Annotated in this window: 8 protein-coding genes; all 8 read left to right on the top strand. The window is 60.6% G+C overall.

Features of this window, described 5'->3' with window-relative positions:
* The first annotated feature begins 90 nt into the window (after positions 1 to 90).
* The 8 genes from yegD to AC2T6E_RS08745 all read left to right on the top strand — a co-directional run bounded on the left by yegD (position 91) and on the right by AC2T6E_RS08745 (position 13,056).
* Positions 91 to 1,443: a molecular chaperone gene (gene yegD / locus AC2T6E_RS08780; protein WP_486691393.1), complete on the top strand. Its 1,353-nt coding sequence runs from the start codon at positions 91 to 93 to the stop codon at positions 1,441 to 1,443.
* Positions 1,444 to 1,651: 208 nt separating this feature from the next.
* Complete coding sequence (locus AC2T6E_RS08775) at positions 1,652 to 2,854, top strand: MdtA/MuxA family multidrug efflux RND transporter periplasmic adaptor subunit (RefSeq protein WP_330752776.1); 1,203 nt, start codon at positions 1,652 to 1,654, stop codon at positions 2,852 to 2,854.
* Positions 2,854 to 5,976 carry an MdtB/MuxB family multidrug efflux RND transporter permease subunit gene (locus AC2T6E_RS08770; protein WP_486691391.1) on the top strand — a complete coding sequence of 1,041 codons (3,123 nt, stop codon included), beginning with the start codon at positions 2,854 to 2,856 and terminating at the stop codon, positions 5,974 to 5,976. The genes AC2T6E_RS08775 and AC2T6E_RS08770 overlap by 1 nt, the downstream gene beginning before the upstream one ends.
* Complete coding sequence (gene mdtC / locus AC2T6E_RS08765) at positions 5,977 to 9,054, top strand: multidrug efflux RND transporter permease subunit MdtC (protein ID WP_486691389.1); 3,078 nt, start codon at positions 5,977 to 5,979, stop codon at positions 9,052 to 9,054.
* Positions 9,055 to 10,470, top strand: a complete 1,416-nt coding sequence (mdtD, locus tag AC2T6E_RS08760) for an MFS transporter (protein ID WP_120157856.1) — start codon at positions 9,055 to 9,057, stop codon at positions 10,468 to 10,470.
* Positions 10,467 to 11,870: an envelope stress sensor histidine kinase BaeS gene (baeS, locus tag AC2T6E_RS08755; RefSeq protein ID WP_089599856.1), complete on the top strand. Its 1,404-nt coding sequence runs from the start codon at positions 10,467 to 10,469 to the stop codon at positions 11,868 to 11,870. Before mdtD ends, baeS begins: the two co-directional genes overlap by 4 nt.
* A complete protein-coding gene (gene baeR / locus AC2T6E_RS08750; RefSeq protein WP_120157855.1) occupies positions 11,867 to 12,589 on the top strand; it encodes an envelope stress response regulator BaeR in 723 nt (240 codons plus the stop codon). The genes baeS and baeR overlap by 4 nt, the downstream gene beginning before the upstream one ends.
* 134 nt (positions 12,590 to 12,723) lie before the next feature.
* Positions 12,724 to 13,056: a YegP family protein gene (locus tag AC2T6E_RS08745; protein ID WP_010433711.1), complete on the top strand. Its 333-nt coding sequence runs from the start codon at positions 12,724 to 12,726 to the stop codon at positions 13,054 to 13,056.
* Positions 13,057 to 13,117 lie beyond the last annotated feature (61 nt).

Raw genomic sequence — 13,117 nt, 5'->3', positions numbered from 1 at the left:
TCCTGTTTCGCCTTGCTTTCATATTCCTGTTGTCGCCATGAAGACATTTCGTTAAAGTCTCGCCCCTTCTCACTGGCATGGGGATTTATCGTGTTTATTGGATTCGACTACGGTACGGCAAACTGCTCGGTTGCGATTATGCAAAACGGACAGCCGCAGCTGCTGAAAATGGAGAAAGAGAGCACGCTGCTGCCGTCAATGCTCTGCGCGCCAACGCGCGAAGCGGTCAGCGAATGGCTGTTCCGCCATCACCAGGTTCCTGCTACCGCAGCGGAAACCCAGGCGCTGCTGCGCCGTGCGGTCAGCTTTAACCGTGAAGAAGATATCGACGTTACGCCGTCCAGCGTGCAGTTCGGCCTCTCCTCGCTCGGTCACTATATTGAAGATCCGGAAGAGGTTTACTTCGTCAAATCACCGAAATCCTTCCTGGGTGCCAGCGGCCTGAAGCCGCAGCAGGTGGCGATGTTTGAAGATCTGGTGTGCGCCATGATGCTGCACATCAGAAATCAGGCGCAGACCCAGGTGCCGGATGCCATCACCCAGGCGGTGATTGGTCGCCCGATCAACTTCCAGGGGCTGGGCGGCGATGAGGCCAACCAGCAGGCGCAGGGGATCCTTGAGCGTGCGGCGCACCGCGCGGGCTTCCGCGACGTGGTGTTCCAGTATGAGCCCGTTGCCGCCGGGCTGGATTTTGAAGCCACGCTGACGGAAGAAAAACGCGTATTAGTCGTGGATATCGGCGGGGGCACCACGGACTGCTCGCTGCTGCTGATGGGGCCAGAGTGGCATAACCGTCGCGATCGTGAAAATAGCCTGCTCGGGCACAGCGGCTGCCGCGTAGGCGGTAACGATCTGGATATCGCGCTGGCATTCAAGAGCCTGATGCCGCTGCTCGGCATGGGCGGCCAAACGGAAAAAGGCATCGCCCTGCCGATCCTGCCGTGGTGGAACGCGATTGCCATTAACGACGTGCCTGCGCAAAGTGATTTTTACAGCACCGCGAACGGCCGCTTCCTGAACGATCTGGTGCGCGACGCGCAGGACGCCGACAAGGTCGCGCTGCTGTATAAGGTGTGGCGTCAGCGCCTGAGCTACCGCGTGGTACGTACTGCGGAAGAGAGTAAAATTGCGCTTTCCGACCGCGCAGAACATTCGGTCTCGCTGCCGTTTATCAGTGACGATCTGGCTACGGCGATTTCGCAGGACGGGCTGGAAACCGCACTTGCTCAGCCGCTGCAGCGCATTCTGGAACAGGTGCAGCTGGCGCTGGAAAACGGCAACGAGAAGCCGGATGTTATCTATCTGACCGGGGGTAGCGCACGGTCGCCGCTGATCAAGAAAGCGCTGGCGGAACAGCTGCCGGGCATTCCGATTGCAGGTGGGGATGACTTTGGCTCCGTTACCGCAGGGCTGGCGCGCTGGGCACAGGTGATGTTTAGGTAGGGCTACTGTGCCGGGTGGCGGCTTCGCCTTACCCGGCCTACAAAATCCTCGAACCGTTGGCCGGGTAAGCGAAGCGCCACCCGGCTAAAAAGATCGCCACACTCAGACCATTCCTGACAGTCTTCCATATTTCCTCCATTTTTCCGCTGTGTTAGCTGACTAAACTAGTATCATTCCCCGAAGTGTTTCAGGATGAGAACGTATAACGATGAAAGGCAGTAACAAATCCCGCTGGGCAATCGCCGCTGGCATCATTGTGGTGGTCCTTGCCGCCGCCTGGTACTGGCACAGCCAATCCGCTAACGCCCCGGCATCCGCCGGTGCCACGAGCGCGTCGCAGGGCCCAGCCGCCGGAGGCCGTCGCGGTATGCGCGGCGGTGCGCTGGCACCGGTACAGGCGGCAACGGCGGTAAACAAGGCCGTGCCTCGCTATCTTACCGGCCTCGGGACCATTACTGCCGCCAACACCGTGACGGTGCGCAGCCGCGTCGACGGTCAGCTTCAGGCCATTCACTTCCAGGAAGGACAGCAGGTCAAAGCGGGTGATTTACTGGCGGAAATCGACCCGAGCCAGTTCAAGGTTGCCCTCGCCCAGGCGCAGGGACAGCTCGCGAAAGACAAAGCCACCCTCGCCAACGCTCGCCGCGATTTAGCGCGCTACCAGCAACTGGTGAAAACCAACCTCGTGTCACGTCAGGAGCTGGACACCCAGCAGTCGCTGGTCAGCGAAACGCAGGGCACCCTCAAAGCCGACGAAGCCGCCGTCGCCAGCGCACAGCTGCAGCTGGACTGGAGCCGCATTACCGCGCCGATTGACGGACGCGTGGGCCTGAAACAGGTCGATATCGGCAACCAGATCTCCAGCGGCGACACCACGGGCATCGTAGTCATTACCCAGACTCACCCGATCGATTTGGTCTTTACCCTGCCGGAAAGCGAAATTGCCACCGTGGTGCAGGCGCAAAAAGCCGGAAAGGGGCTGGTCGTGGAAGCCTGGGACCGCACCAACAAGCAGAAGCTGAGCGAAGGTACTCTGCTCAGCCTGGATAACCAGATCGACACAACGACCGGCACCATCAAGCTGAAGGCGCGCTTTAACAACCAGGACGATGCTCTCTTCCCGAACCAGTTCGTCAATGCGCGAATGCTGGTCGCGACCGAAGAGAACGCGGTGGTGATCCCAACGGCTGCGCTGCAGATGGGTAACGAAGGTAACTTCGTCTGGGTACTGAACAGCGACAATAAAGTCAGTAAACATCTGGTGAAAACCGGGATTCAGGACAGCCAGACGGTGGTGATCGCCGCCGGGCTTTCCGCTGGCGACCGTGTGGTGACAGACGGCATCGACCGCCTGACCGAAGGTGCGAAAGTGGAAGTGGTTGAACCCGCGAAACAGGGAGCGAAAGCCTGATGCAGGTGATGCCACCAGGCTCTACAGGTGGGCCTTCACGCCTGTTTATTTTGCGACCTGTCGCCACCACGCTGTTGATGGTGGCGATCCTGCTGGCCGGGATTATCGGCTACCGCTTCTTGCCCGTGTCGGCGCTGCCGGAAGTGGATTATCCAACCATCCAGGTGGTAACGCTCTATCCGGGTGCCAGCCCGGACGTGGTGACGTCCGCCATTACCGCACCGCTGGAGCGCCAGTTTGGGCAGATGTCTGGCCTGAAGCAGATGTCCTCGCAAAGCTCCGGTGGGGCATCCGTCGTGACGCTGCAGTTCCAGCTGACGCTCTCGCTGGACGTCGCCGAGCAGGAGGTGCAGGCCGCGATCAACGCCGCCACCAACCTGCTGCCGTCTGACCTGCCTAACCCGCCGGTCTACAGCAAGGTGAACCCGGCGGATCCGCCGATCATGACGCTCGCCGTCACCTCCTCCGCCATGCCGATGACGCAGGTGGAAGACATGGTTGAAACACGCGTGGCGCAGAAAATTTCGCAGGTCTCGGGCGTGGGGCTCGTTACGCTGGCAGGCGGCCAGCGCCCGGCCGTTCGCGTGAAGCTGAACGCGCAGGCCATTGCCGCGCTGGGCCTGACCAGCGAAACCATCCGCACCGCCATCAGCAATGCTAACGTCAACTCGGCAAAAGGCTCGCTGGACGGTCCAACCCGCGCCGTGACGCTTTCCGCCAACGACCAGATGCAGTCTGCCGATGAATACCGTCAGCTCATTGTGGCCTACCAGAACGGTGCGCCGATCCGTCTGGGCGACGTGGCGACCGTTGAGCAAGGGGCGGAAAACAGCTGGCTGGGGGCGTGGGCCAACAAGCAGCAGGCGATCGTGATGAACGTGCAGCGCCAGCCGGGTGCGAACATCATCGACACCGCCGACAGCATTCGCACCATGCTGCCGCAGCTGATTGAAAGCCTGCCGAAATCGGTCAGCGTGAAGGTCCTTTCCGACCGCACCACCAACATTCGCGCGTCGGTTACCGACACCCAGTTTGAGCTAATGCTGGCGATTGCGCTGGTCGTCATGATCATCTACCTGTTCCTGCGCAACGTCCCGGCAACCATTATCCCCGCCGTCGCCGTGCCGCTCTCGCTGGTCGGCACCTTCGCGGTGATGGTGTTCCTCGATTTTTCGATCAACAACCTGACGCTGATGGCGCTGACCATCGCCACCGGGTTCGTGGTGGATGACGCTATCGTCGTTATCGAGAACATTTCGCGCTACATCGAAAAAGGTGAGAAGCCCTTAGCCGCCGCGCTGAAGGGCGCGGGCGAAATCGGTTTTACCATCATCTCGCTGACCTTCTCGCTGATTGCGGTGCTGATCCCGCTGCTGTTTATGGGCGATATCGTCGGACGTCTGTTCCGCGAGTTTGCCGTGACGCTGGCGGTCGCCATTTTGATCTCCGCCGTGGTCTCGCTGACCCTGACGCCGATGATGTGCGCCCGCATGCTGAGCCACGCGTCGCTGCGCAAACAAAACCGCTTCTCACGCGCCTCCGAGCGCATGTTTGACCGGATCATTGCCGCCTACGGTCGCGTGCTGGCGAAAGTCCTGAACCATCCGTGGGCAACGCTCGGCGTGGCGCTGGGTACCCTGGCGCTCAGCGTGATGTTGTGGATTTTCATTCCGAAAGGCTTCTTCCCGATCCAGGACAACGGCATTATTCAGGGCACGCTTCAGGCCCCGCAGTCGGTCTCGTTCGCCAATATGGCGCAACGCCAGCAGCAGGTCTCTGAAATCATTATGAAGGACCCGGCGGTGGAGAGCCTGACCTCCTACGTGGGGGTGGATGGTACCAATCCGTCGCTCAACAGCGCGCGCCTGCAGATCAACCTCAAGCCGCTGGATGACCGCGACGACCGCGTTAACGCCGTCATTGAGCGTCTGCAAAACGCCGTCGCGCGGGTGCCGGGCATTGCGCTTTACCTGCAGCCCATTCAGGATTTAACCATTGATACCCAGGTCAGCCGCACGCAGTATCAGTTCACGCTACAGGCGACCACGCTGGATGCCCTCAGCACCTGGGTGCCGCAGCTGGTGGAAAAACTGAAAGCGCTGCCGCAGCTCTCCGACGTCAGCAGCGACTGGCAGGATAAAGGGCTCGCGGCGTACGTGAACGTCAACCGCGACACCGCCAGCCGTCTGGGCATTACCATGGCGGACGTGGACAACGCGCTCTATAACGCCTTTGGTCAGCGCCTGATTTCCACCATCTACACCCAGGCGAACCAGTATCGCGTGGTGCTGGAGCACAACACGGATAACACGCCGGGCCTCGCCGCGCTGGACTCGGTGCGCCTGACCAGTAAAGACGGCGGGATCGTGCCGTTAAGCGCCATTGCCAGCGTGGAGGAACGCTATACCCCGCTGTCGATCAACCACCTGGATCAGTTCCCGTCCACCACCATTTCGTTTAACGTGCCGGACGGATACTCGCTGGGCGAAGCGGTAGAGGCCATTCTGAGCGCCGAAAAAGAACTCAGCTTCCCGTCTGATATTCAGACCCAGTTCCAGGGGAGCACGCTGGCGTTCCAGGCCGCGCTGGGCAACACCGTCTGGCTGATCGTCGCGGCGGTGGTCGCGATGTACATCGTGCTCGGCGTGCTGTACGAAAGCTTTATTCACCCGATCACCATCCTCTCTACCCTGCCGACCGCAGGCGTGGGGGCGCTGCTGGCGCTGATGCTGGCGGGCAGCGAGCTGGACGTCATTGCCATTATCGGCATTATCCTGCTTATCGGCATCGTGAAGAAAAACGCCATCATGATGATCGACTTCGCCCTGGCCGCCGAGCGCGAGCAGGGGATGTCGCCGCGCGATGCCATCTTCCAGGCCTGTCTGCTGCGTTTTCGTCCGATCCTGATGACAACCCTCGCCGCCCTGCTGGGCGCGCTGCCTCTGATGCTCAGCACCGGCGTCGGTGCTGAGCTGCGCCGCCCGCTGGGGATCGGCATGGTTGGCGGTCTGCTGGTCAGCCAGGTGCTGACGCTCTTTACCACGCCGGTGATCTACCTGCTGTTTGACCGCCTGGCGCTGTGGGCGAAAAGCCGCTTCCCGAAACGTGAAGAGGAGGCGTAAGTGAAGTTTTTCGCCCTCTTCATTTACCGACCGGTGGCGACAATTTTACTCTCCGTCGCCATCACCCTGTGCGGCGTGCTCGGCTTCCGGCTGCTGCCGGTGGCCCCGCTGCCGCAGGTGGATTTCCCGGTGATCATGGTCAGCGCCTCGCTGCCCGGCGCGTCGCCGGAAACCATGGCCTCGTCGGTCGCCACGCCGCTGGAGCGTTCGCTCGGGCGCATTGCAGGGGTCAACGAGATGACCTCCAGCAGCTCGCTGGGCAGCACGCGCATTATTCTGGAATTCAACTTCGACCGGGATATTAACGGTGCCGCCCGCGACGTGCAGGCAGCGATCAACGCCGCACAAAGCCTGCTTCCGAGCGGTATGCCGAGCCGACCGACCTATCGTAAAGCCAACCCGTCCGACGCGCCGATCATGATCCTGACGCTCACCTCGGACACCTACTCGCAGGGTCAACTGTACGACTTCGCCTCTACGCAGCTGGCGCAGACCATCGCCCAGATTGACGGCGTGGGTGACGTTGACGTCGGCGGCAGCTCCCTGCCCGCCGTGCGCGTGGGGCTGAACCCGCAGGCGCTGTTTAATCAGGGCGTGTCGCTGGACGACGTGCGTTCCGCCATCAGCAACGCCAACGTGCGCAAACCGCAGGGGGCGATTGAGGACGGCAGCCACCGCTGGCAGCTCCAGACCAATGACGAGCTGAAAACCGCCGCGGAATACCAGCCGCTGATTATTCACTACAACAACGGCGCGGCGGTGCGCTTAAGCGACGTTGCCAGCGTCACCGATTCGGTGCAGGACGTGCGTAACGCCGGGATGACCAACGCCAAACCGGCGATCCTGCTGATGATCCGCAAGCTGCCGGAAGCCAACATCATCCAGACGGTCAACAGCATCCGCGAGCGCTTGCCGGAGCTGCAGGAGACCATTCCGGCGGCCATCGATCTGCAGATTGCGCAGGATCGCTCCCCGACCATTCGCGCCTCGCTTGAAGAGGTGGAGCAGACGCTGATCATCTCCGTGGCGCTGGTGATCCTGGTGGTGTTCCTGTTCCTGCGCTCAGGCCGCGCGACGCTGATCCCGGCGGTGGCGGTGCCGGTCTCGCTGATTGGCACCTTTGCCGCCATGTACCTGTGCGGCTTTAGCCTTAACAACCTGTCGCTGATGGCGCTGACGATTGCCACCGGCTTCGTGGTGGATGACGCCATCGTGGTGCTGGAGAATATATCCCGCCATCTGGAAGCGGGCGTGAAGCCGCTGCAGGCGGCGCTGCAAGGGACGCGCGAGGTTGGTTTTACCGTGCTCTCCATGAGCCTGTCGCTGGTGGCGGTATTCCTGCCGCTGCTGCTGATGGGCGGGCTGCCGGGCAGATTACTGCGCGAGTTTGCCGTCACGCTCTCCGTGGCGATAGGTATCTCGCTGGTTATCTCGCTCACGCTCACGCCGATGATGTGCGGCTGGATGCTCAAGCGCAGCAAGCCGCACACCCAGCCGCGCCGTAAAGGCTTTGGTCGTGTTCTGATGGCGATGCAGGAAGGCTACGGTACATCGCTGAAGTGGGTGCTAAACCATACGCGGCTGGTCGGGCTAGTGCTTATCGCCACCATTGGCCTGAACGTCTGGATGTATATCACCATCCCGAAAACCTTCTTCCCGGAGCAGGATACCGGCGTGCTGATGGGCGGTATTCAGGCCGACCAGAGCATTTCGTTCCAGGCGATGCGCGGCAAGCTGCAGGACTTTATGAAGATCATTCGTGAAGATCCGGCGGTGGATAACGTCACCGGCTTTACCGGCGGGTCGCGCGTCAACAGCGGGATGATGTTTATTACCCTCAAGCCCCGCGACGAGCGTAACCTTACCGCGCAGCAGGTCATTGACCGCCTGCGCGTGAAGCTCGCCAAAGAGCCGGGCGCGAACCTGTTTTTGATGGCCGTTCAGGATATCCGCGTCGGCGGCCGTCAGGCCAACGCCAGCTATCAGTACACTCTGCTCTCGGATGATTTAGCCGCCTTGCGCGAGTGGGAGCCGAAGATCCGCAAAGCGCTGGCCGCCCTGCCGGCGCTGGCGGACGTCAACTCAGATCAGCAGGACAACGGCGCGGAGATGGCGCTCACCTACGACCGCGAAACCATGTCGCGACTGGGCATTGACGTGGCAGCGGCTAACAGCCTGCTGAACAACGCTTTTGGTCAGCGCGAGATTTCTACCATCTATCAGCCGATGAACCAGTACAAGGTGGTGATGGAGGTTGACCCGCGCTACACCCAGGACATCAGCGCGCTGGACAAGATGTTTGTCATCAACAGCGACGGCAAGGCCATCCCGCTGTCGTACTTCGCCAGCTGGCAGCCGTCAAATGCGCCGCTGTCGGTTAACCATCAGGGCCTTTCGGCGGCCTCGACCATTTCGTTTAACCTGCCAACCGGCTCGTCGCTCTCAGAGGCCAGCGATGCCATCAACCGCGCCATGACGCAGCTTGGCGTGCCGTCCACCGTGCGCGGCAGCTTTGCCGGCACGGCGCAGGTGTTCCAGGAGACGATGAACTCGCAGGTGATTTTGATTCTGGCGGCGATTGCGACGGTTTATATTGTGCTGGGCGTGCTGTATGAGAGCTACGTCCACCCGCTGACCATTCTCTCGACGCTACCGTCGGCGGGCGTGGGGGCGCTGCTGGCGCTGGAATTGTTCGGTGCCCCGTTCAGCCTCATCGCGCTCATCGGGATCATGCTGTTAATCGGCATTGTGAAGAAAAACGCCATTATGATGGTCGACTTCGCGCTGGACGCCCAGCGCAACGGCAACCTGACGCCGGAAGAGGCGATCTTCCAGGCCTGTCTGCTGCGCTTCCGCCCGATTATGATGACCACCCTGGCGGCGCTGTTTGGCGCGCTGCCGCTGGTGATATCGGGTGGAGACGGTTCTGAACTGCGTCAGCCGCTGGGGATCACCATTGTCGGCGGGCTGGTAATGAGCCAGCTGCTGACGCTGTACACCACGCCGGTGGTCTATCTGTTCTTTGACCGCCTGCGGCTGCGCTTTTCACGTAAAAAGAGAACCACGGTGACCGAGTAAATGACCGACCTCCCCAATAACGTTCGCTGGCAGCTGTGGATAGTCGCGTTCGGCTTCTTTATGCAGTCGCTCGATACGACCATCGTTAATACGGCCCTCCCCTCAATGGCGAAAAGCCTGGGAGAGAGCCCGCTGCACATGCATATGGTTATTGTCTCCTACGTGCTGACGGTAGCGGTCATGCTGCCTGCCAGCGGCTGGCTGGCGGACAAAGTGGGCGTGCGCAATATTTTTTTTACCGCCATCGTGCTGTTTACCACCGGATCGCTGTTTTGTGCCCAGGCCAACACCCTCGACCAGCTGGTGATGGCGCGCGTGCTGCAGGGCGTCGGTGGCGCGATGATGGTGCCGGTCGGGCGGCTAACGGTGATGAAGATTGTGCCGCGCGAGCAGTATATGGCGGCGATGACCTTTGTGACGTTACCCGGTCAGGTGGGGCCGCTGCTGGGCCCGGCGCTGGGCGGGATTCTGGTGGAGTACGCCTCCTGGCACTGGATTTTCTTAATCAACCTGCCGGTTGGCATCATCGGCGCCATCGCCACCCTGACGCTGATGCCGAACTACAAAATGCAGACGCGGCGCTTTGATTTCTTCGGCTTTATCCTGCTGGCGGCGGGCATGGCCACGCTCACGCTGGCGCTCGACGGGCAAAAGGGGCTAGGCATTTCGTCCCTGACGCTGGGGATGCTGGTCGTTATCGGCATCACCGCCATTCTGTGGTATCTGTGGCATGCTCGCGAGAATGACAAGGCGCTGTTCAGCCTGAATCTGTTTAAAAATCCCACCTACCGTCTTGGTCTGTTCGGCAGCTTCGCCGGGCGTATTGGCAGCGGGATGCTGCCGTTTATGACGCCCGTGTTTCTGCAAATTGGCATGGGTTTTTCGCCGTTCCACGCAGGTCTGATGATGATCCCGATGGTGCTCGGCAGCATGGGGATGAAGCGTATCGTGGTGCAAGTGGTGAACCGCTTTGGCTACCGCCACGTGCTGGTCGCCGCCACGCTGGGGTTGGCGCTGGTAAGCCTGCTGTTTATGGCCGTGGCGCTGATGGGCTGGTATTACGTCCTGCCGCTGGTGCTGTTTTGCCAGGGGATCATCAACTCCATGCGCTTCTCGTCGATGAACACCCTGACGCTGAAAGATCTGCCGGACGAGCTGGCGAGCAGCGGCAACAGCCTGCTGTCGATGGTCATGCAGCTTTCCATGAGCGTCGGCGTGACCATTGCGGGCCTGCTGCTCGGCATGTACGGGCAGCACCATCTCAGCGTGGACACGCCCGTTGCGCATCAGGTCTTTTTATATACTTATCTCAGCATGGCGGTGATTATCGCCCTGCCCGCCGTCATCTTCGCCAGAGTCCCGAATGACACCACTAAGAACGTCGTGATCCGACGCGGCAAAAGGAGTGCACCATGAAATTCTGGCGTCCGGGTATTACCGGCAAACTCTTTGTGGCGATTTTTGCCACCTGTATCGTCCTGCTGATCACCATGCACTGGGCGGTGCGGGTCAGCTTTGAGCGCGGGTTTATTGACTACATCAAGCACGGCAACGAACAGCGCCTGCAGGGGTTAAGCGATGCGCTGGGCGAGCAGTATACGCAGCACGGCAACTGGCGGTTCCTGCGCAACAATGACCGATTTATCTTCCAGATCCTGCGCTCGCTGGAGCACGATAATGACGACGACCGCCCGGGCCCAGGTATGCCGCCACACGGCTGGCGCACCCAGTTTTGGGTGATAGACCAGGACATGCGCACGCTGGTTGGGCCGCGCGCACCGATACCGCCGGACGGCACGCGGCGCGCCATCACGGCTAACGGCGCCACGGTGGGCTGGGTGATCGCCTCGCCGGTGGAACGCCTGACGCGCAATACCGATATTAACTTTGACCGCCAGCAGCGTCAGACCAGCTGGCTGATTGTCGCCCTGTCGACGCTGCTCGCCGCGCTCGCCACCTTCCCGCTGGCGCGCGGTTTGCTCGCCCCGGTGAAACGGCTGGTGGAAGGCACGCACAGGCTGGCCGCCGGGGACTTTACCACCCGCGTCGACACCCGCAGCCAGGACGAACTGGGCAAGCTGGCGCAGGACTTTAACCAGCTCGCCAGCACGCTGGAGAAGAACCAGCAGATGCGCCGCGACTTTATGGCCGATATTTCCCACGAGCTGCGCACCCCGCTGGCGGTGCTGCGCGGCGAGCTGGAGGCGATTCAGGACGGCGTGCGTCAGTTTACGCCCGAATCCGTGGCCTCGCTGCAGGCGGAAGTGGGTACGCTGACCAAGCTGGTGGACGACCTGCATCAGCTCTCCATGTCCGACGAAGGCGCGCTGGCCTACCAGAAAGCGCCGGTCGACGTGATTAACATTCTGGAAGTGATCAGCGGCGCCTTCCGCGAGCGCTTTGCCAGCCGCAACCTGAAAATCGACCTCTCCCTGCCGGACAGCGCGGTGGTGTTTGGCGATAAAGACAGGCTGATGCAGCTGTTCAACAACCTGCTGGAAAACAGCCTGCGCTACACCGACAGCGGCGGCGGGCTGCATATTTCCGGCAGGCAGGAAAACGGACGCTTCGCCCTCACCTTCGCGGATTCCGCCCCCGGCGTGCAGGATGCGCAGCTGGAGAGACTGTTTGAGCGGTTTTATCGCACTGAAGGATCGCGTAACCGCGCCAGCGGCGGCTCCGGGCTGGGGCTGGCGATTTGCGTTAACATCGTCGAAGCCCACAACGGCACCCTCCGCGCCGCCCATTCGCCTTTTGGCGGGGTTAGCATTACAGTAGAGTTACCTCTGGAACGGGATTTATCGAGAGAAGCATGACCGAGTTACCGATTGACGAAAACACGCCACGCATTTTGATTGTGGAAGACGAGCCTAAGCTTGGGCAGTTACTGATCGACTATTTACGCGCGGCAAGCTATGCCCCGTCGCTGATTAATCATGGCGATCGGGTGTTGCCCTACGTACGCCAGACGCCGCCGGACCTGATCCTGCTTGACCTGATGCTGCCGGGTACTGACGGCCTGACCCTGTGCCGCGAAATTCGTCGTTTCTCCGACGTGCCCATCGTGATGGTGACCGCCAAAATAGAAGAAATCGACCGCCTGCTGGGACTTGAAATAGGCGCGGACGATTATATCTGCAAACCCTACAGCCCGCGTGAAGTGGTCGCCCGCGTGAAAACCATTCTGCGCCGCTGCAGGCCGCAGCGCGAGCTTCAGGTGCTCGACGCCGAAAGCCCGCTGATTGTCGACGAAAGCCGCTTCCAGGCAAGCTGGCGCAGCAAGCTGCTGGACCTGACGCCTGCGGAGTTCCGCCTGCTGAAAACCCTCTCCCACGAGCCGGGAAAAGTATTCTCCCGCGAACAGCTGCTGAACCACCTGTATGACGATTACCGCGTCGTGACCGACCGCACCATCGACAGCCATATTAAAAACCTGCGCCGCAAGCTGGAGGCGCTGGATGCCGACCAGTCGTTTATTCGCGCGGTGTATGGCGTGGGGTATCGCTGGGAAGCGGATGCCTGCAGGATTGTTTAACATAACCCCTCAGAAACCCGCCTCTGGCGGGTTTTTCTTTTCTGGAATCAATCCATGAATCAACCATACTCTTTTTACCGGTTCGCTTATTTATAACTGGTGCTGATGATTTTACCTTCGATAAAGGAGTACCTATGTCTGGTTGGTTCGAATTAAGTAAAAGCAGTGATGGTCAGTTCAGGTTTGTGCTGAAAGCTGGCAACGGTGAGATCATTCTTACCAGCGAGCTTTATACCAGCAAAAGTGCGGCTGAAAACGGCATTGCTTCCGTACGCACAAACAGCCCCCTGGACGAGCGCTTTGATAAGAAAACGGCCTCGAACGGGAAGTTCCATTTCAATCTAAAGGCGGGCAACCATCAGGTGATTGGCAGCAGCCAGCTTTATGCAACGGAACAATCGCGTGATAAGGGCATAGCCTCGGTCAAAACCAACGGGTCTGCCCAGACGGTAAAAGACAACACCTGACGGCACGAAGCACGCCGGGAGCGCGGTGACGCGACCCGGCGCTTTACCTCCCTGCCCCACA

This window comes from Enterobacter sp. B79-1 (genome assembly GCF_057444735.1).
This window is presented reverse-complemented; position numbering and strand designations above follow the sequence as displayed.